This is a genomic window from Yimella sp. RIT 621 (assembly GCF_004146205.1).
GTDB classification, from domain to species: domain Bacteria; phylum Actinomycetota; class Actinomycetes; order Actinomycetales; family Dermatophilaceae; genus Yimella; species Yimella lutea.
In genome coordinates, this window is the sequence record NZ_SEIP01000001.1 from 51,681 (window position 1) to 71,216 (window position 19,536).

Annotated in this window: 22 protein-coding genes, 1 tRNA gene and 1 pseudogene; 13 read left to right on the forward strand and 11 right to left on the reverse strand. The window is 65.8% G+C overall.

The window, feature by feature from the left end:
• The first annotated feature begins 66 nt into the window (after positions 1–66).
• Positions 67–1,326 carry a DUF2207 domain-containing protein gene (locus EU513_RS00265; RefSeq protein WP_168990070.1) on the forward strand — a complete coding sequence of 420 codons (1,260 nt, stop codon included), beginning with the start codon at positions 67–69 and terminating at the stop codon, positions 1,324–1,326.
• Positions 1,327–1,335: 9 nt separating this feature from the next.
• On the opposite strand, the gene EU513_RS00270 is transcribed toward EU513_RS00265, so the two are convergent.
• Positions 1,336–2,337 (reverse strand): magnesium transporter CorA family protein, encoded by a 1,002-nt coding sequence (locus tag EU513_RS00270; protein WP_240795854.1) that lies wholly within the window; start codon positions 2,335–2,337, stop codon positions 1,336–1,338.
• A 64-nt stretch (positions 2,338–2,401) separates the two neighbouring features.
• On the opposite strand from EU513_RS00270, the gene EU513_RS00275 reads away from it, so the two are divergent.
• From EU513_RS00275 to EU513_RS00295, 5 genes are all read left to right on the forward strand, one after another.
• Positions 2,402–3,541, forward strand: a complete 1,140-nt coding sequence (locus EU513_RS00275; RefSeq protein WP_129623868.1) for a MalY/PatB family protein — start codon at positions 2,402–2,404, stop codon at positions 3,539–3,541.
• A 261-nt stretch (positions 3,542–3,802) separates the two neighbouring features.
• Positions 3,803–4,861 carry a YncE family protein gene (locus EU513_RS00280; protein WP_168990071.1) on the forward strand — a complete coding sequence of 353 codons (1,059 nt, stop codon included), beginning with the start codon at positions 3,803–3,805 and terminating at the stop codon, positions 4,859–4,861.
• A gap of 96 nt (positions 4,862–4,957) precedes the next feature.
• Positions 4,958–5,031, forward strand: a tRNA-Pro gene (locus EU513_RS00285).
• A gap of 267 nt (positions 5,032–5,298) precedes the next feature.
• Entirely contained in the window at positions 5,299–5,622 is a 324-nt protein-coding gene (locus EU513_RS00290; RefSeq protein WP_129623870.1) for a helix-turn-helix domain-containing protein, read from the forward strand.
• Positions 5,622–6,899 (forward strand): tyrosine-type recombinase/integrase, encoded by a 1,278-nt coding sequence (locus tag EU513_RS00295; protein ID WP_129623871.1) that lies wholly within the window; start codon positions 5,622–5,624, stop codon positions 6,897–6,899. The genes EU513_RS00290 and EU513_RS00295 overlap by 1 nt, the downstream gene beginning before the upstream one ends.
• Positions 6,900–6,959: 60 nt before the next feature.
• Here the strand turns inward: EU513_RS00295 and EU513_RS00300 are convergent, their stop codons facing one another.
• A complete protein-coding gene (locus EU513_RS00300; RefSeq protein WP_129623872.1) occupies positions 6,960–7,559 on the reverse strand; it encodes a 3'-5' exonuclease in 600 nt (199 codons plus the stop codon).
• Between the two features lie 733 nt (positions 7,560–8,292).
• Between EU513_RS00300 and EU513_RS00305 the strand changes: the two genes are divergently transcribed.
• Positions 8,293–8,526 (forward strand): hypothetical protein, encoded by a 234-nt coding sequence (locus EU513_RS00305; protein ID WP_129623873.1) that lies wholly within the window; start codon positions 8,293–8,295, stop codon positions 8,524–8,526.
• Positions 8,527–8,838: 312 nt separating this feature from the next.
• Here EU513_RS00305 and EU513_RS16600 read toward each other — a convergent pair.
• Together EU513_RS16600 and EU513_RS15640 are read right to left on the reverse strand one after the other, a co-directional pair.
• Positions 8,839–10,042: pseudogene (locus EU513_RS16600) on the reverse strand (CoA transferase).
• Positions 10,011–11,372 (reverse strand): FtsX-like permease family protein, encoded by a 1,362-nt coding sequence (locus EU513_RS15640; protein ID WP_168990073.1) that lies wholly within the window; start codon positions 11,370–11,372, stop codon positions 10,011–10,013. Before EU513_RS15640 ends, EU513_RS16600 begins: the two are co-directional and overlap by 32 nt.
• 12 nt (positions 11,373–11,384) lie before the next feature.
• Between EU513_RS15640 and EU513_RS15645 the strand changes: the two genes are divergently transcribed.
• From EU513_RS15645 to EU513_RS00335, 4 genes are all read left to right on the forward strand, one after another.
• Positions 11,385–12,035: a hypothetical protein gene (locus EU513_RS15645; RefSeq protein ID WP_168990074.1), complete on the forward strand. Its 651-nt coding sequence runs from the start codon at positions 11,385–11,387 to the stop codon at positions 12,033–12,035.
• Between the two features lie 43 nt (positions 12,036–12,078).
• Positions 12,079–13,014, forward strand: coding sequence for a hypothetical protein (locus EU513_RS00325; RefSeq protein ID WP_129623876.1), 936 nt, complete (start codon positions 12,079–12,081; stop codon positions 13,012–13,014).
• A gap of 102 nt (positions 13,015–13,116) precedes the next feature.
• Positions 13,117–13,794 carry a hypothetical protein gene (locus EU513_RS16235; protein ID WP_240795855.1) on the forward strand — a complete coding sequence of 226 codons (678 nt, stop codon included), beginning with the start codon at positions 13,117–13,119 and terminating at the stop codon, positions 13,792–13,794.
• 166 nt (positions 13,795–13,960) lie between these two features.
• A complete protein-coding gene (locus EU513_RS00335; RefSeq protein ID WP_129623877.1) occupies positions 13,961–14,470 on the forward strand; it encodes a hypothetical protein in 510 nt (169 codons plus the stop codon).
• Positions 14,471–14,521: 51 nt separating this feature from the next.
• On the opposite strand, the gene EU513_RS00340 is transcribed toward EU513_RS00335, so the two are convergent.
• The 6 genes from EU513_RS00340 to EU513_RS00365 form a co-directional block, all read right to left on the reverse strand.
• Complete coding sequence (locus tag EU513_RS00340; protein WP_129623878.1) at positions 14,522–15,196, reverse strand: deaminase; 675 nt, start codon at positions 15,194–15,196, stop codon at positions 14,522–14,524.
• Positions 15,189–15,395, reverse strand: a complete 207-nt coding sequence (locus EU513_RS00345; protein ID WP_129623879.1) for a hypothetical protein — start codon at positions 15,393–15,395, stop codon at positions 15,189–15,191. Before EU513_RS00345 ends, EU513_RS00340 begins: the two co-directional genes overlap by 8 nt.
• Positions 15,392–15,640, reverse strand: a complete 249-nt coding sequence (locus EU513_RS00350) for a hypothetical protein (RefSeq protein ID WP_136622849.1) — start codon at positions 15,638–15,640, stop codon at positions 15,392–15,394. Before EU513_RS00350 ends, EU513_RS00345 begins: the two co-directional genes overlap by 4 nt.
• Before the next feature lie 8 nt (positions 15,641–15,648).
• Entirely contained in the window at positions 15,649–16,341 is a 693-nt protein-coding gene (locus tag EU513_RS00355) for a hypothetical protein (RefSeq protein ID WP_129623881.1), read from the reverse strand.
• Between the two features lie 81 nt (positions 16,342–16,422).
• On the reverse strand, positions 16,423–16,545 hold the full coding sequence (locus EU513_RS16520; protein ID WP_255407397.1) for a hypothetical protein: 123 nt from the start codon (positions 16,543–16,545) through the stop codon (positions 16,423–16,425).
• A 160-nt stretch (positions 16,546–16,705) separates the two neighbouring features.
• Positions 16,706–17,257 carry a TetR/AcrR family transcriptional regulator gene (locus EU513_RS00365; RefSeq protein WP_012397337.1) on the reverse strand — a complete coding sequence of 184 codons (552 nt, stop codon included), beginning with the start codon at positions 17,255–17,257 and terminating at the stop codon, positions 16,706–16,708.
• A gap of 83 nt (positions 17,258–17,340) precedes the next feature.
• Here EU513_RS00365 and EU513_RS00370 point away from each other — a divergent pair, with 83 nt between their 5' ends.
• Both EU513_RS00370 and EU513_RS00375 read left to right on the forward strand, forming a co-directional pair.
• Positions 17,341–17,796, forward strand: a complete 456-nt coding sequence (locus EU513_RS00370; RefSeq protein ID WP_026077386.1) for a DoxX family protein — start codon at positions 17,341–17,343, stop codon at positions 17,794–17,796.
• Entirely contained in the window at positions 17,793–18,839 is a 1,047-nt protein-coding gene (locus EU513_RS00375) for an IS481-like element ISKrh1 family transposase (RefSeq protein WP_129623883.1), read from the forward strand. The genes EU513_RS00370 and EU513_RS00375 overlap by 4 nt, the downstream gene beginning before the upstream one ends.
• On the opposite strand, the gene EU513_RS00380 is transcribed toward EU513_RS00375, so the two are convergent.
• Positions 18,773–19,474 (reverse strand): AbiV family abortive infection protein, encoded by a 702-nt coding sequence (locus tag EU513_RS00380; protein ID WP_129623884.1) that lies wholly within the window; start codon positions 19,472–19,474, stop codon positions 18,773–18,775. The genes EU513_RS00375 and EU513_RS00380 overlap by 67 nt on opposite strands.
• Positions 19,475–19,536 lie beyond the last annotated feature (62 nt).

Consider the following 19,536-nt stretch of genomic DNA (forward strand, 5'->3'; position numbering starts at 1 on the left):
GAGCGCAGCTCGCCTTAGGGTCGAGAAAGTCATGGGGCGAGCGTACGTCGGTGGAGGTTGGCAATCGTGACCGAATTGGAGATCACCTGGCTGGCGGTCGCTGCAGCCATACTCGCGATCTCGGTCGTCATCGTCGCCTGGTTGCGATGGCGGCGCCGTGACCAGGAGTTCGTCGGTCTGACACCCGGCTTGTTCCCGTCCCCGGAACAACGCGTCGGTTCACGTCGCGTCCGCGGCGGGCAGCAGTGGAAGGGCACGGTCGCCGTGTCGTTCACTCCCCCGGCCGGCATCGGGCCCGCGGTCGCTGGAACGATCGTCGACGGCAAGGTGGACGGACGCGACCTGGCCGCCATGCTGGTAGACCTCTCGCTTCGGGGTTTCTTCGCGATCGAACCGATGCAGACCCCCGACGCCGCGCCACTGCCTCAGCCGAACACCGCGACGAGCACGGCGCCGCACCCACCGGCCGGCACGGCGAAGCCGAAGGACTGGCTCTTCGTCAAGAACCCGCAGCAGCCGGCCGACCACCGCCTTTCGCCCGCCGAGCGTCGCATGCTCACTGCTGTTTTCGCCCACGGTTCCACCGTGCGAATGTCCGATCTGAAGGTCAACCTCGGGTTCACGTTGAGGGAAGCGCAGATCGATCTCTACCGCGAGATGATCGATCGTGGGTGGTATCGCAAGCATCCTCGTTCGCGTGCTCGGTGGACCGCAGTTTTCGGCGTGCTGCTGGTGTTCGTCGCCGCGTTGCTGGCCCTCGGCGCGTACGACGCGTGGGAACGCCACAACAGCTTCGTGCCGTTCGCGATACCCGGAGCGATTCTGATCTCTGCCCTACTGCTGCTGTTCACCGGTCCGGGGCGAAGCCCACGGACGGCGGCGGGTACGGCGGCACGGATCCAGACTCTCGGCTTCGAGAAGTACCTGGCCACCGCCGAAGCAGACCAGATCAGACACGAGGAAGCCATCGGGCTGTTCACCCGGTACCTGCCGTTCGCGATCGTCTTCGGACTGGCCGATCGCTGGGCGAAGGTCGTCGGCGAGGCCATCCGCAGTTCGTACGTCCAGGACGGCCTGGACGTCGCCGGTGCGTTCGCCATGGACCCGTGGGCCTGGTACGCGATGAGCGAGATGACCGGGCTCGCTGCCGATGGCATCGGCGCACTGATCGACGCCGGCTCCGCAATGGACGTGTCCGGTGCCGGTCTGATGGACATCAGCGGCGCCTTCGAGGCATTCACCGATTCGGCGTCCGGGATCTTCGACGAAGCAACCGGTTGCCTGGACGGCTGCGACGGTTGCGACGCCGGCTGTTTCGATTTCTGAGCCGCGTGTTCAGAGCCAGCCGCGCCGGCGGAACGACCACCACATGAGTGCCGACCCCACGGCGATCGCGATGGTGCTCCCCCAGACTCCGACCGGTTGGGAGAACCCGGGGTAAGGGACGTTCTGGCCGAACCATCCGGTGATGGCGGTCGGTACGGCGATGATGGCAGCCCAGGCAGCGAGCTTGCGCATCGTCGTGTTCAGCCGTGCGTCCTGCAACGACAGGTTGGTCTCGAACAGCGAAATCACCATGTCACGCAGCGATTCGGTCCACTCTCCGGCCCGCAGGATGTGGTCGTACAGGTCGTCGTACCAGCCGTCGAGTTCGGTGTTGGTGCGTCCGCCGTGACGCAGCAGCCCGTTGACCACCTCACGCATCGGCAGCACGACCCGGCGCAGCGCGACCAGTTCTTTACGTAACGAGTACACCTGCCGCTGGAATGTGTGACCGGTGCGGTCCTGGTCGAACAACACGTCCTCGAGCGACTCGATGTCGTCGTCGAGTTGCTGGATCGTGGCGAAGTGCCCGTCGACGATCGTGTCCATCAGCCCGTAAACCAGAGCGCGCGGACCGAATTTGAGCAGATCGGGGTTCTGGTCCCAGGCGTGCAGCACGGGCGCCATGTCGAAGTCGGATCTACGGAAGGTGACCAGCGCTGCCGGCAGGACGAAGCCGGAGATGCGTTTGATCTGCAGCCGATCCTCGGTGCTGTCCCCCAGTGGCCCGATCAACTTCGCCGTGTTCGCGGTGAAGAACAGATGGTCACCGTGACGAGTCACCTTGGGACGCTCGTTGGGGGCGAATGCGTCCTCGATCTCGGTCGGCGGCAACCGCAGTGCGTCGATCAGTTCGGCGAGGTCGGCAGGGTGCGCATCGACGAAATCGATCCAGGCAAGCCGGTCGGGCTCGTGCAGCGCTTCGATGATCTCGCTGCGGTGGACGGTCTCGGCGATCAGTTCGCCGTCGTGCCAGATCCGGCAGTTGACCTGCTGGCCGTTGCTCGTCGTCACGGGCGTCAGCCTATGACCCACCCGCCGGGACCGTTGCTCCGGACCGCGCTCGTAGGCTCGCCACATGGACTACGAGATCCTCACAAGCACACCGGAGCAGGCACGCCGTCATCGCACCAGCGTGAAGTGGGTCGCGTTCGAACCCGACGTCCTGCCGTTGTGGGTTGCCGAGATGGACGCCGAGCCGTGCGGGGCGGTGGTGGAGGCCATCACCGCCGCCATGCGTCGCGGCGACACCGGGTACGGCTGGGGACCGCGGTACGCCGACGCCGTCGCCGCGTACGCCGCCGACACCTGGCAGTGGTCGATCGACACCGCACGGACCACAGTCGTCGCGGACGTCATGGTCGGCGTCGCCGAGGTCATGCGCGAGGTGACGGATGTCGACGGCTCGATCGTCGTGTCCTCCCCCTGTTACGACTCCTTCCACGGGTTCGTCGACATGCTCGGTCGCCGGCCTCTCGACGCACCGTTGGATTCCGCCGGTCGGCTGGACTTCGAGGCGCTCGGTGCCGCTTTCGAACAAGCGCGTGGCCGCCGAAGCGCCTACCTGCTGTCCAACCCTCAGAACCCGACCGGCACCGTCCACACCGCTGACGAACTCACCCGGCTGGCGGCACTGGCCGCCGAGCACGATGTGACGGTCGTCTCGGACGAGATCCACGCACCGTTGGTGCACCACGGCTCGTACACCCCGTACCTGTCAGTGGACCGTGGGCAGCGCGGGTTCGCCGTGCTGTCGGCGTCGAAGGCATGGAACCTTGCTGCGCTGAAGGCGGCCGCCGTCGTCGCCGGATCGGAGGCAGCGTTCGCACAACTGCACGAGGTGCACACACACGCCGCAAGCCACTTCGGGATCATCGCCCATGTTGCGGCATTCACCGAGGGACGTGACTGGCTCGGTCGGCTGAACCGCGAGCTGGACGCCAATCGCCGATTGCTCGAGGCGCTGATCGCCGAGCATCTTCCGACTATTCGGTACACACCGCCGGCTGCCACGTATCTGGCTTGGTTGGACTGTCGTGCAACTGGATTGGGCGACGATCCGGCCGCCGTGTGGCGGCGTGAAGCGAAGGTGGGCCTGTCCAGCGGCACCAACTACGGACCGGAGACAGGCCGCGGTTTCGCACGGCTCAACTTTGCCACCTCACCGCAGATCCTCACCGAGGCGATCGAGCGGATGGCTTCACTGGATCGGGTCTGACACGCCGGGCAGCATGGACGCGCCTCGTGAGCCAAAAGGGCCCTAGTCTCAGGCGACATCCCTTTGGCCGGAAGGTTCCACATGTACGGGCGAGTCGTTGTAGGGCTCGCGGGCGTATTGCTGGTCGCGAGTACCTCCGGGTGCTCTCTCGGGAGCTCCTCAAGCGCTGCCACGTCGAGCAGGTCGTCGTCCGGCGCCTCCACGCAATCCACCGCGCCGAGACCTACTGCGAGCACGAGCAACACACCGCTGGCCTCGCGGATGGCGTCCGACCTCACGACGATGGTCGAGACGAGGACGATCGGTGGCGCAATCACACCGAAGTCCGTCGTGACCAGCGGTCACGGACTCGCCGTCGCGAACAACATGATGTATTCGCACTCGGCGACGTTCTACGACACACGAACGGGCACCCTCGCGGCAACCGTGGCCGACGACGTCGATCTCTCCACCTTCGGCTTCCCGGAGTTCCCCGGTCGCACGAAGGGTGCTCCGGTGGAGGCCGCCTGGAGCCCTGACGGCCGCTACGCGTATGTCTCGAACTACGTCATGTCCGGTCCGAACCATCGCGATTCCGCCCAGGATTTCTGCGGGCCCGAGAACGGGTACGTCGATTCCTTCGTCTATCGGATCGACACGCAGAAGTCGTTCGCCGTCGATCAAGTGATCCGCGTCGGCGCTGTGCCGAAGTACCTGACGGTGACGCCGGACGGCAGGACCCTGCTGGTCAACAACTGGTGCAGCTGGACGATGAGCGTGATCGACCTGGCCACCGGTCGACAGGTCAAGCAGATTCCATTGCCGAAGAATCCCCGCGGAATGGTTGTCCTGCCCGACTCCAAGACCGCGTACGTCGCCGCGTTCAGCACCCCGAACATCTATCGGGTCGACCTGGACGCAGGCACCTACACGCTGTTCGCGCATGTAGGCCAGGCGGCGCGCCACATCACCATGTCGCCGGACGCGAAGTTCCTCTACGTGGTCTCGTCGCGTGCCAATCACGTCACGAAGGTCGACCGGGATACCGGCGTCGTCCTGGCGACCACACCCACCGAGCGCGAACCCCGGACGATGGCCATCTCCCCCGACGGCAAGGCGCTCTACGTCGTCGACCACTGGGCGAACGTCGCGCAGAAGATCCGCACCAGTGACATGCGGGTGATCCAGACGGTGAAGACTTTCGCGAACCCGATCGGTGTCTCCTACGACTCGGTCACCGGGACCGTGTGGATCGCGAATTACTCCGGGCGGATCCAGGTGTTCGACGACACCTCCCCCGCTGCAGCGACATCCTCGGCAGCGCCAGACGCGACGAACTGAAGTAGGACATCTGCCTGAAAGGTCGGCGAAGTCGGGTCCGATTCGGCTCTCCCGCGACGGTCGGCTAGGATTCCGGAGGTTCGGAAACGAGCCGATCGGGCTGTGGCGCAGTTTGGTAGCGCACTTGACTGGGGGTCAAGGGGCCGCAGGTTCAAATCCTGTCAGCCCGACAACGCAAAGGACACCTGTTTGTCCCGGAAATCCGGGACACATAGGTGTCCTGTTGCTTTCTCCACCGGTGTCTTTGAGTTGTGGGCCCGAGTGTTGTGGGCCCACAACCGGGCCCACAACGACCTCGGAGGTGCGTGTTGAACCGCGACGAGCCCACAACGACGCCGTCCGACGCGCGACGCCTGCGCCTTGACGGACACGGCGGTCCGACGGTGGAGCGGTTTCGGTGGCGAGGTGTCGGACGGGACTCGTCGCACCGTCCGCCCATGAGTAACCAGACACCTTCCAAGAGCGTCATCCTCGCGACGATAGCTCGACTCCAAGAAGACCTTGAGCGAGTCACCAGCATGGTCGTGGCTTCCGTTCCAGACGAGACCGTTGGACCTCCGATCATCCCCCTGACCGACCCGGCGTACACCCTCGCTGATGCGTCAGCCCTCCTCGGCGTTTCCGAGCCGACCTTGCGTCGGCTGATCTCAGAGGGAGAAATCAGTCGCACCCAGGTCGGCCACTCCCCCCGGATTCTGCGATCGGACATTGAGGAATACCTCGAGCGCCACCGCGTCCCGTCCATCGGCCAGGCAAGCTGATGGCCCGCCCGATCAACCCCGAGGGGACATGGACGGTCACCGCCAACAAGAAGCGTCGCCTGAAGCAGTCGTTCCGCCTCGCCGACGGACAGACCGTGCGCAAGAGCTTCACGGCCACGACCAAAGATGCGTGCCGGGACCTGCGCGATGAATGGATGCTCGCCAATGGACTCGACCCGGTCCGACCGACGGCCCCGGCTCGGTCGATGCCGACGCTGGACCAGTGGATCGTCGAGGTCCGACGTACTGACGACCTGAACAACCTGGAGGCGGCTACCGTCTCAGCCGCAGCCAGCTTGTACCGGAACCACCTGAAGTCACAGCTCGGCAATCGTTTGATCGACACCATCACTGCGACAGACGTCGTCGAGCTGCAAATCCACCTCAAGGCCAAAGGCATGTCCGCCAGCACCGTTCGTGCAGTGCACGTCCAGCTCGCAAAGGCGCTCAACCTCGCCGTGCGCCGCGGACACCTCACACGAAATGTCGCGGCCGACGTCGCCAAACCGGCACCCGCCCAGCGTTCACCTCAGCCCTTCTCTCAGACGGAGTTGCTTGCCGTCTGGAACGTCGTCATTCGACACCGAGACTCCGCTCGTTGGGCCGCTCAGCTGATGACCGGGGGCCGCCAGTCCGAATGTCTCGGGTTGGCATGGGGCGACTTCAATCTCGAAGAGAACCGTCTGATCATCAAACGATCTCTGAAGCGAGTCCAGTGGCTGCACGGATGCGACCCGAAGGAGCAGGATCAGCACACCCCCGCGCAATGCCCCCACAAGACGAAGGCCAGCCAGTTCGGAAAGACCAAGTCGGCGGCTGGCGTTCGGGCGATCTGGCTTCCTGATCAGCTCGTTGAAGTGCTGCGAGACTGGCGCGTTGACTGGGAGCGAGCGGCAAAACGCGGAATCTTCGACACCTCGATCCTGTCCGAGCACGGTGGCCTGGTGTTTCCGTCGAGCACTACCGGTGGCGCCCGTGACCATCGCGCCGATGCTCGTCAGTGGCAGGCGATTCTGCACGAAGCCGAAGTGCTGCACCGCGGAACTCACTCCTCGCGTCACACGGTGGCGACACAGTTATTGACCGAAGGAATCGACCCGCGCATCGTGCAGGAGGCACTGGGCTGGTCTGACGGCTCTCAACTTCCCCGGTACCAGCACGTCACCACGTCGCTGACAAAGAAGGCCGGTAAGGCAATCGAAAACCAGTGGGATCAGATCATCGGCCGCGACGCCGACGTCCTGCCGATCCGTCGCGCCGGAACGACCGTCGACTGACGGACCGACGATCAGCGCCCTCCGGAGATCCCGGAGGGCGCTGCTGTGTGGTCTGGAAGGTCAGGCGGCCAGCAAGCCCATGCGCTGGCCGATCTCGTAGGTGATGACTGCGTCGGAGACGACGTACTCGCGCAGCTGCTTCCCGGTGAGCAGGTGCATCTTGGTGCGGTCGACCTCTACGGGGTGCAGCCCGTACTCGCTGCGCGCGTGCATCTTGAGCGAGCACCAGCGGCCGGTCCGTTCGCGGGTGACGAGGGCGACATCGACGTGGTTGGCGCCCAGACCTCGCACGTCGTATCCGCCGAGGTAGCCCGGCGTCGGTTCGTACTTGACGGGGATGTCCGGGTTGTGGACCAGCGTCCACGGTGTCTGGATGTCATGCAGGCCCATCCGCGCGTCGAGGAACGGGAAGTCGAACGCGGAGCCGTTCCAGGTGAGGACCGTGTCGGCGTCGCTGGTGCGCAGCCGGTCCGCCAGGTCGGTCAGGAGTGACCTCTCCTCGCCGGAGAAGACGTGGCTGTCGGTGCCGTCGTACATGCTGACGGCGGTGACGGCGGTGATGGCCGGGTCCAGTCCTCGAGAGGTGTAGCCGGCGGCTTTCTCCTTGTCGGTCAGCGGGGATGTGTCGGTCTCGATGTCGAGCGCAATCGCGTTTGCCATATGGGTACGGTGCGACGCACCTCACGATCGAACGACCCTCGGTAGGTCCGTGCGACGGGATCGGATCTGCGGCAAGGTATGCGTCATGCCGTGCACGAACCAGCAGCCCTCTCTCCCCCGATCGGGAAGGAGGGGCCGGCGCAGGAACGCGACCCGGCCCGAACGACGGTTCGTCCCTGGACAGACCGTGCTGTGGCACTGCCAGCACCAGCGGTGGATCCGCAACTACCGCGCGCACTGATCCGTACCGCCCGTAGGTGAACCCACGCCCCCCTCGAAACGACGATAGGACGCCATCAAATCGATGTACCAGCACTCGAACTCGCGCTCCCGGCCAAAAGATCGAATACCCCCATGCCTGGCGAGCCCGCGCGAAACTCAACGAACCGTGACCTGTCCACCGGTCGTACCGGCCCTTCCACGGGTGCGCTTCCAACCCCTGAGCCTCCGGGAACCCCATCTGCGCGCCAGCTTGGATGAATGTGATAAGCAGGTCACCATCGTCCTGCACGACGCCCCAGCGGCCAGAAGCAGCGCCTCGAGCGGCTGGTGATCCTCGGGCGTCATGCCAGATCCTCAGGACGAAGACCTTCGGTTCCGAGGTAGACGTCGCGACTCGACTCAAGGGCAAGTGTCAGAGTCTTGCGGTAGCGGTCATCAAGTTCAGGAAGTGCGTCAACGGTCTCACCCGGCATGATGCTGACCTACCTTTGCGGCGAGCTAGTTTGGGGCGTTGAGCACGCCGACCAGCGGTACGCCATTCTCAACGCCTGCCGCGGCGTACGCGACCGACCAGATCATCCTCTCCAAGATCGACGGCGGCCGCTGGTGGGCCAGGCGCTACGGCCACGATCGCCTCGTCCAACAGGCGCCGGCGGCACAGGCCGCGGGCTACGACCTCGGGCCGTGCACACCGGACGCCGCGCAATTCATCCAGCGACCAGCACGGACACTGGCACATCTGTAGGAGGACTCGCCGGCTCATCGTGCCGACCTTCGCGCCGGCCTTGGCCAGGTCGGACAGGTACCCGGTGATCGTCGACGCGGCCGCCGGCAACGGGGCCCGGCCGTGGTGGGCGCACCAGGTGGTGAACTCGGTCCAGTCCGAGCGGTACCCGCGCGACGTGTTCGCCGAAGGTTCCTCGACGCACGACTTAGCGCCAAGTCATTGTTGAAGTCCCGTATCGCTGCGGCATTGAAGTGAACTCCAGCTGTGTGCCGTCGATCGTTAACGGGGGTGGGACAAATTCGAGGGACCCGAACGAGCTCACTGATCGCCTCAGGTCGACCTTCTCGAGGGGGCGGGCGGTCCGGAGGGTGGGGCAGCCTTCAGCAGCTCCACGGCCGTCCTGGCCAGAGAGAGGTGTGCGTGACCGGACCGGCCCTGGGCGCGGACTCGAAGTAGTGTCAGCAGGGCCGCGCCCATGCCAAGGCCGGTGGCATGGTCGAGTGCCTGTACCGGCAGTGCCCCCGGCTTCCACTCGTCGCCCTCTCCCTGACCATAGAGGTGGGAAATCGCGGTCGCTGCTTGGACGATGCTGTCGAAGCCGCACTGGCCCGTGTACGGGCCCGTCGTTCCCCACGCGTCGAGCGAGACGACTACGAGGTGCGGATGCCTCTCGCGTCGACACGACGTCAAACCCGAAGCGCTGCAGTCCGTCCAAGCGGTAACCGAGCATGACGGCATCGGCCTCATTCAACAGCGAATGCGCTCGCTCACGGGTCCTGCGGTCCCTGAGGTCGGCGACCGCGCTGCGCTTGTCAAATCCCGTATCCGCGTGGTGGTCCCACAACTCGGGGATGTCCGGTGGGTCGAGTCGCAGCACATCAGCGCCAAGGGCACCGAGCAGTCGGCTCGCGGACGGACCGGCAATCACCCGTGTTAGATCGAGCACCCGGACTCCCTTGAGCGGGCGTCGCCCCTCCCCTCCTACGTGCGGTCGGATCGGCGCCCCTTCGCTGGTTTTCCACTCGATCCACGCAGTGTCGTTCAGTGCGGCTGCCGAGGGAGAAGCAAGCCATTCATGCGGTTTGCGTACCTCCGCTGCCAGTCCGCCATGGGCGCGTACCGCCGCTTCGATGTCGGCGCTTGTCCGACGTGCTAGTTCTTGGCGTGCCACCTCCGTCGTGCGGGCGCCAAGGGCGGCCAGGAGTGCCTGCTCATGATGGGGGTAGTTCGCGTGCAACCGAATCCAGCCGTCCGCGGTGCGGTGGAAGCCAGACAACGGCGCGAACCCGACGCAGGGAGAGTCGTCGATACGGAGGTGACTGAAGGATCCGAAGGATGCAGCAACCACACCCGCGTCGAGCGCGAACTTGGCCGAGTCTGCCGAAGGGTCGAGAGCAGATCGCGACGATCCGGCGGTGCATGTGTCTCCATTCCCCGAGCAGACGTTGTTGGTGCGTGATGTTGATGCGTGGCGCAGTGCGCGGTGCACGTGCAGGGGTAGATCAGTCGGTGAACCTATCGGTGGCACGGACACGACGCCCGGACAGCAACGAGGACAGCAATGCGGCGCTCACACCCAATCCTGTCGTCGCGACGATCGGGACCCACGGGACGACAAGTGGAAGCCCTTGGTGGGCTCGGCTGAAGGCGGTGACGCTGGCGACACCGATCGCAGCCCCGACGAGGGTCCCGACGACGCAGATGATCACCGCTTGTCGCAGCAGCACCCTGCCAACCCACACTGGCGTCAAACCGATCGCGACCAGACTCGCGAGGTACCGGCTCATCGTGCGGGCTTGGCCCCGGAACAGCACCAACGCGGTGAACCCGACGACCGCAGCGAGCATGACGGCCGCGAGGGTGAACGCCAACGGCACGACGACACTGTTCGGTTCCTCGTGCACAACGACCTGGCTGATGTCGATGCCGCGGGCCACCACATCCCGCGCGACCGCTTGCGCGTCAGCGTCTGACACGCCGGTGAACACGACCAGCCCACCGTCGCTACGCAGCCCATGCCGCTCAAGGCCCGCGCGGGTGATGAGCCCGGACGCGCTTCGCTGCCACGACGGGTCGATGACCGCCGGTGTCGCGTCCACGACAGCCGCGACATGCGCACCGTCCGGACCCGAAGTGGGTTGCGCCCATGATGTGAGGCGGCGGGTTCCGGCCGGCTTGTCGTCCCACACGAGTATCCCGCCCCGGCCCAGAGTAACGCGCTGCGCCTCGGTCAAGGGCGAACCGATGAGCCGTTCCGCGTCTGCGGGCCCGTTCACCGTCCACACACCCATTGCGGGCGCGTTCTCGATCGCGACCGGTCCCGCCGCACCGGACGCGGCACCAAGGACCACGGTCCGCGCGGCGGGCAGGTTCGCCCTGACCACGTTGACGACGTCGGTACTCGGTGCGCCGATGCCGCTCTGACCGTCGCTCACCATGATTTGCCCGGGGGGCACCGCCGCAACGCGAGCGTCGTTGCCGGCGTGGGTGACGGTCGAGACGAGGGTGAAGAACGCGACCGGGACAGCGACAGCGACAACCAAGGTGAGGATTGCGGCTTGGGCGCGGCTGCTGTCCGCGCGTAGTTGTCGCACCGCGAGGCGTTGACCCGGGGCACCTTCGGGCACCCGTCGAAGGATGACTGGTACGAGGTCCGGCATCACCAACACAGCCACCCCCAGACACGCACCGACCAGGATCATCGACTCTTTCGTCGTGTTCGTCGACACCGCTAACGCGATCACCGCGGCGCATCCTGCCGCCGCCGTGACCCGCCGCAGGAAAGTCAGCCACGAGGCACCGGCCGAACTCTGGTCACCGTTCCCGAGGAGTCCGGCCAGATCGGGTGGCTGCGCTGGGGTCACGACGGCGACGAGGTGGATGTCCTGACCGCTGCACAGTTCAAGGCGCTCGGTGAGAGCATCAAGGCTTCCACGCAGCAGAAGGTCACCGTTGGCGGCGCCGTCATCGAGCCGACGTATCGGGTGCGTGTGCCGCGCTCCGTCGTCGATCTGGAACTGACCGAGACCGCTCTCGTCGCGTTGTGCAAGGAGTACGGCGGTCATTTGCGCGTCATCAACCGGAACGACGGTGTGAACCAGCAAGCCGTGACCTCGACCTGCCCGGTACTCGTGCAGAAGGACGGTCGCGCCCCGGCGAAGAAGTGGGCCAAGGCTGGGCTGACGATCACCCGTGCGGACAACTACTGGTCGGAGATCCGGCAGGTCGTCGCTGGGCTCAACACGGTTGAACGGGATGCGTTGGCTCTCGTCAACCATCTCGCCCCTCTGACGGAGTACGCCGACCGCCTGTTCGACCCACGGCTGCGTGCGGCAGCGTCGGTGCCGGATCAGGATTGGCTCGCCGTCCTGGCGACGTTCAGCCCAAACAGCCGCGAGGACAGCATCGCCGAGGTGTATCCGGTGCTGCGGGCGCGGCATCTGGACGGCGATGACCTGCTCGATGTCCTCAACGGGGTCTACCTGTTGCGTCAGCACCAGGCGGCTCAGGCGGCTGTCGCGGCATGAGGACACGACGCCCAACCCGCGAGCTTCGTCGCACCGTACGGGTATGAAAACCACCATTCCGTACAACGTCATTTCCACCGGAAACGACTCGACGATCACGTTCTTCGACCCGGCAGGTTCGGGCTCCAAGACGCTCTCATCCGCTCACCCGAACTACGCCCGAGTCCGCGACTGTCTACTGTCCGGTGACGGTTCGAGTTACGCCGACCTGGCGGTGTTGGTGGACACCAAGACGCACATCGCACAGTCGCTGTCGAAGCTGTCCGACCACATCTCCTACGACGGCACGAACCTGTTGTGGGACGGCGACGTCATCAACAACGCTCTGGCCCGGCACATGCTGCGGCTGCTCAAGGACGACGATCAGCGGTACGTCGCGCTGGTGCATTTCATGGAGCGGCTCGCCAAGAACCCCTCACAGGTGTCCCGCGTTCACCTGTGGACGTGGTTGGAGTCCGAGGACTTCACCATCACCCCGGACGGCCTGATCCTGGGCTACAAGGGTGTCCAGAACGTCGAGGACAACCTTTCGATGCGTTCCGGTGTCGAGCCGGTCTACGTCAACGGCGTCGCCCACATCGGGCACATTCCGAACCCCGCTGGTGCGACCGTCGAGATTCCACGCTCGTACGTGCAGACCGACCGCAACGTTGCCTGCTCGGTCGGCTTGCACGTCGGCACCTGGGACTACGCCAACGGATTCGGCCGCAAACTGTTGCGCGTACTCGTCGACCCCGCCGACGTGGTGAGCGTCCCCAAGGACAGCGGCTGCGCCAAGATGCGCGTCTCGCGTTACGTCGTGCTCGACGCTTCGGAGAAGAAGGTTGTCACGCCCATCTTTGATTACGTCGGCCCGTTCGACGACGACGACGACGACGAGGACTACTGCAGCGACTGCGGCGCGGTTGTTGAGGAATGCGTCTGCGACTCGACGTGCTCGGAGTGCGGCGAGAATGTGGACGACTGCGAATGCCTGTGAGCGGACGACGCGCTCGTCGTGGGTTAAGCAGACGTTGACCGTTAAAGGTCGGCTGGCTGCCGAAGGCGCCTGACGACCGAAGCGCGTCGCACCGTCTACTTCATGCACACCACCCAGAAGACCAAGCTGCTGTCCACCCTCGCCCTCCTCGCGATCGCTGCGCCCGCTCAAGCGATGCAACCGATCGACAAGGGGCCCTCATCAACTCCGTTGCGGCCCGTCGAGATCAGCGTCTCCCGATCGAGCGCGCGACCTGTGATGCTTGCCCCGGCGGCGCAGGCACTCCCGCTCGTGCAGTCCACGCCGGTCGTCATCGTCCCGACGCCCACTACTGTCCCGGCTCGGCCCGCGCCCGCAGCGAAGACGCCGACCCAGAAGTCGAAGACCAGGGCTCCGTCCGCCGCGACGCCTGCGCAACCGACGAAGGACACCAGCGCCCCGAACCCGAAACCTGTTGAGAAGGCCGCTCCGGTCCCCGCGGGTTCCGCACGCTCGATCGCACAGTCCATGCTGTCCTCGTACGGCTGGGGTCAGGATCAGTTCGGCTGCCTGGACAGACTCTGGACCCGCGAATCCGGTTGGGCGCACACCGCGACGAACCCCTCCTCGGGCGCCTACGGCATCCCGCAGTCGCTGCCGGGATCCAAGATGGCCTCCGCCGGCGCCGACTGGCGCACCAATCCGGCCACCCAGATCACCTGGGGCCTGACCTACATCAAGGGACGCTACGGCTCCCCCTGTGGCGCGTGGGCTCACTCCGAAGCCGTCAACTGGTACTGACCGACTTCGTCGGTCAACACCACGCGGTACCGAATGAACGAGCCCACTCAGCACCACCCGCTGCGCGGTGGTACTGACCGAGCGATCATGCGAATCTTCCCTCGTCGTAGGGCCGTGGCTTCACAGCCAGCGCCCCACCATCCGTAGACCGTCGCACCGTCCGGTTATGACCACCGACCTCCCCACCGCCGTTTCCTCCCTGCTGCGCATCGCCTCTGCCAAGACCCCCGCAGCGTCCGTCCGACCGCACGACATGAGCACGGACGACCTGCGCGCGACCGTGGCTGCGACCCGCGGGATCATGCTCGCGGTCATCGACCGGATCAGCCCGTACGAGACTGACGAGGAGAGGGTCGCCGCGGCCTGGGACATCATGGGAGGTGTTGTCGATCGGTTCGCCGTCCGGCTGACTGAGGCCGACCCTGAGCATCTTGCTCACGTATCGGCGCTGTTCGACGAGACGTCTCTGGCGATCGCTCTCATGCGCGAGTCGCTGCTTGATGAGTCGGCCCTGCTGGACATCACCGATCCGAATGAAGGCATCGGCGCTGTCATTCGGTGCTTCGGCAGGTGGCCGGCTCAGGCGCTCGAGCTCACCTGGCCCTCGGTCGAGGTGCTGGTCGCCGAGTGCGTGCGCTGGTCGGAGTACCGGTTGCCGTCGCCCGCGACGAGCTGAGACGAGACGAGTCCCGCGCAGACTGTGCGGGGCTCGTTCGTGCTCTCGGCGTTACTCAACCAACCCGAGCAGACCCATCAGCACGTCGAACGGGGCGGCTTGGCCTTCGGGCCAGACTGCTCGGGTGATGCCGGAGGCTGCCAGTGCCTTCCAGCACGACGGGCACGGCTGATGGGTGACGTAGCAGGTTGCGCCGCGCACGGATGCGACCGCGTTGGCGAGGGCGTTGGTCTCGGCGTGACTGGCCGGGCAGTACCCGTCGGTGCCGGGGCTGTCGTATCCGGTGTCGGGCGGGATCTGGCCGGGTGCGGTCAGACCAGGCGGGCAGCCGCCTTCCAGGCAGTCCGGGATGCCGGACGGGGCTCCGTTGTATCCGGTCGCGATGATCCGGTGGTGCTCGTCGACGACGATGGCGCCGACTTGCCGGCGGCGGCACTTACCGCGGACCCCGGCGCTGGTGGACATCCTGAGGAAGTAGTCGTCCCAGTCGGGGACGCTGATCGTCAACGGGGCGGCCGGGTTGTCGGTGACGACCACCCGGCCGAGCTGTTCACCGGCCTTCGAGATGAACGGCTCGATGACCCTGCCGTCGTCGTCGATGAGTGCGTCGCTGTCGTGGCTGGACACCTTCACCCAGCGGGTCCTGTCGTCGGTGATCGCTTCGACGTAACTGCCGTCGGGAACGTCGGCGATGCGATGCAGTCCGCGCACGAAACGCTCAGGCATCGTGTAACCCGTGAGCGGTGGTGTTGCGGACGCGCGCTGCGAACTCGGCGTGCGCATGGGCTGCGCGTCCCTTCGATTGACCGGTACCAGGGCCGATGCGACGCAGGCACTCGGCCCGCTGTTCAGCCCAACGGGCGCTCGTGTCGAGGTCGGCCAGCAGTCCCTGCACGTTCAGCGCGGCCTGTGCCTGGCCGTTCACCCTGCCCGCCGGTCGGCTCGGTCGATGGGCCGCATCGGGTCGACGGTCTCCTCGCGGGAGGTCAGGTCGGACAGATTCAAGGTCGTGCCGCCGGCCATCTTCATCGCGACCGAGAGGTCCGAGCAGGCGATGACGTCGCTCGCCTGCTGTCCATCCATGCTGACGGTCAGGACCAGGGAGCCGTTGCGGTCGTAGACCTCGAACAGTGGAGACTCTCCGGACGCCGAGGATCCTTCGCTCACCATCTCCACAGCTACCAGCCGAACTCGACCGGGACGTACACCTGCGACTGGGCGCGGATGAAGTCAGCCGTGCGCGGCTTGAGCTGGTCGGATTCGGTCACCCGGATGAGCAGCCGCCAGCCGGTTGCGGTCGCGGGAATCGCGCGGTGCACGTTCCACCAGTCCCAGCTCACCCAGCGGTCGGACACCGCAACGGTCGACAGGTCGCCGTTCTGCACGAGCGTCTCCACCTTGCGGGTCAGTTCGGCGTACAGCTGCGTGGAGTCGTAGTGCTCCATTTCCAGGTCGAAGGTCTGGTCGATGAACTCGGTCGGTGAATCCAGCCCGACGGAGATGACGTGGTAGCGCGGACCTTCGCCCATGTCGACCTGTTCGTCCAGTCGCGGTGCACCTTTGCCGTCGGGTCTCAGGTCGGCGCCGCGTGGGACGCCGTCGGTGTGCCATCCGGGAATCGCCGGGTACCAGCCCGGCATCAACAGCGTGACCTTGGTGTCGACCGTGACGTAGCTGCGGTCGCCGCGCAACGGCACCTGTTCCAGCAGCCGACGCACGACCGGGCCACCGAACTGCACTGCGGTCTCCAAGGAGGGCCGCCGCAACACGGGCGTCGCTTCAATGGCTTCCGCAGTGGCCGGTTCGCCGACCACCGTGGCTGAGACGACGGGGCGCTTCTGGGTGAACGTGAAGGTTCGAGGGGAGGACATGCTCAGACGGTGCGACGGACCTGACCGTTCAGCGTTCATGGTGGCCGAACAGCCGGTACCGCGTACTCGCCGGCAAGCTGGTCACCATCCACCGCCGGTATTGGGGATGCCGCGAATGTCGGCAACGACCGCTTCGGCGCGGTCTGTGTCGTCGTCGATGAACCGGCTGTCACCGGTCCGGATCACAACCAGACTTCCGTCCATGCTCGCCAGGGTGAGTGAACGCGGCCAGCGGCGGCCGAGCCGTTGGAGTGCAGTAATCGCCGTCCGCTCCTGGTCCGACAGCTCGTCGTCAGGCATTGGCAGCCGCCAGTGCTTCTTCGATGTCGGCTAGCTGTACTAACCGGGGACGTTGATCGAAGACTTACGCGAAGAGTTGCCGAGCGGCGCGGCGGGCGAGATCGTCTGTTTGAAGATCGGGGGTAGCGCCTTCGGCTGCAAGGGATGCAAGCCCGTGAACCAGGGACCAGGCCACGTGCGCTGCTTCCGAGGTTGTCAGGTGTGCCCTGCGTTCTGCGGGTATTGATTCGACGCCTGCCATAAGCGCCTCCATCGAGGATGCCCGGGCTGCACTCAACTCACCGTCATCGGCGTGGAGCAGCTCCGGCCTGTGCATCACGGCGTAGTGGCCAGGGTGCTCACGTGCGAACCTGACGTACGCGACTGCTGCCTCGTCGAAGCCACCAGCCGTGGCTGCGGCCACATCGGCGGCAAGCAGGCGCAGACCTTGCGCGGCTAGCGCCGTGAGCAGGCCTCGTCGATCGCCGAAATGATGCGCGGGTGCGCCATGCGAGACCCCGGCCCGACGGGCAAGCTCGCGCAGCGACAGTGAACTGGGTCCAACCTCGTCGATCATCTGCGCCGACTCGTCGAGGAGTGCTCGTCTTAGGTCGCCGTGGTGATATCCGTCGCTCATGACCACACCCTATGAGTTCGATCTAGGCATCGACCAGATCAAAGGCTAGCCTTATCTAGTCATTGTCTAGATAGGGAGTTCCCATGGCACCTTTGATCGTCCTACTCGTCTTCACAACTCTTGCCCGAGCGGTGGGGGCGCTGGGCGTCGGCTACGTCGCCTCCTGGCCCGCCGCCACGGCTGTGGGGCTGGCTGCCATGTTCATCGTGACCGGCGCCAGCCACTTCTTCCCTGCACGGCGGGCAGGGCTCATCGCCATCGTCCCACCGGCTCTCAAGCATCCCGCCGCGCTGGTCGCACTCACCGGCGTGCTCGAGCTGCTGGGTGCCGTCGCCCTTCTCGTTCCTCCCGAGGCGGGACAGCTGCGCGTGGCAGCAGCGCTCAGTCTGGCCGTGCTGCTGTTCGTGATGTTCCCCGCGAATGTCTACGCGTCACAAGCCCGTAGGTCTGAGCACTCACCCAACACGCCCCTGCCGCAGCGAACGGCGATGCAGTGCGTCTTCATCGCGGCGACACTCTTCGTGGCTCTGGCTTCATGACACGAGGACATCACGCCAACGCCGCTCTCACGCCCCGACACCGACTCAAGGTCGCCCGTCTCGTCGTCGACGACGGCTGGCCGATCAGTGAAGTCGCCGCGCGGTTCCAAGTGTCATGGCCGACCGTGAAGCGATGGGTCGACCGCTACCTGGTCGGCGAGTCCATGCAGGACCGGTCGTCGCGCCCGAGGACTTCGCCGAACAAGACCCCGAAGTCGGTGACGAAGCGCTGCGTGAGCCTTCGAATGCGACTGCGGGAAGGGCCCGTTCAGCTCGCTTCCCGACTCGACATCGCACCGTCCACCGTGCATCGCATCCTCACCACGGCGCGCCTGAACCGGTTGTCCTACGTGGACCGCGCCACCGGTGAGCCCGTCCGCCGGTACGAGCACCCTCACCCCGGGTCGTTGGTGCACGTGGACGTGAAGAAGGTCGGGAACATCCCTGACGGTGGCGGTTGGCGGTACGTCGGCCGCCGCCAAGGCGAGAAGAACCGCGCCGCCACGCCAGGCAAGCCGCGCAACCAGTACGGCGGCCCGAAACTCGGGTACGCGTTCGTCCACACCGTCATCGACGACCACTCCCGCGTCGCATACACCGAGGTCCACGACGACGAGACCGCCATCACTGCCGTCGCCGTCCTTCGCCGGGCGGTGCAGTGGTTCGCCGGCCATGGCGTCACCATCGAGCGGGTGCTGTCGGACAACGGTGGGGCGTACCGGTCGCACCTGTGGCGCGACACCTGCCATGGCCTGTCGATCACGCCGAAACGGACGCGCCCGTACCGCCCGCAGACCAATGGGAAGGTGGAGCGCTTCCACCGGACGATGGCCGACGGGTGGGCCTACGCCCGCTGCTACACCAGCGAGCAAGAACGCCGCGACGCGCTCGAGCCGTGGCTGGGGCACTACAACGAAGTGCGACCGCATACCGCGTGCGGTAACCAGCCGCCACTCACCAAACTCAGAGCGGCTGGCTACTCTTCGGTGGCTTCGACGCCCACGCCGGGCGGCTCCTCGGTGAAGAACTCGGGGTCCGAGTAGGGAAGGATCGTCCAGTGGAGATCCTCCGCCGAGTCGATCCGGCTAGGAACGGAGGCGTCTTGTTGGCGGGTGTGGTCCTGGATCAGATGCATCTGAACTACCTTGGCCGCTCGACGAATCTGCTCCACGATCCCCCCGGCGGGTATGTCCAGCGGCGAGGAGATCCGGTCGGCTGCACGGTCGACATAGAAGCCAGCCTGCTTGTCGAGGTTCCGCTGCCGCGCCAACCCATGGAACGTCTCCAAGTCCGGCAACTGGTAGTACTCGATCCGACGGTCTGGGTCCCAGAAGCCACCCAGACCTGACGCAAACTGCTCCGCCACCTGCAGCTTTTCTGCATGTGGTGCGCGGGTGGTGCGTAGGCCGTCCGGAACCCGAACCAGGCCAGGTTCGTGAGGCTGCACCCCGTAGAGGCCCAAAGGTGCACTCCACTCCCACTCGGCGGCCTCGTAAAGCCAGCGTGCCTTCGCCACTTCCTCCATCGCGAGCACCAGGAGCGCCTGAGCCCGGCCGGCACTGCCCCGGTCCGCCAGGGCGTGGGCATCCTCCACAAGCGCCACCGCGTTCGCCATCAGGGACTTCCACCATCGGCGCGCGAAGTCTGCGCTGACCTCTTCAACCTGCGGCTCGCCCATGCAGCGAGTATCTCGCGTCACCGGCCGATCGTCGATCAACGTCTCCGGTCAGTACAGCTAGC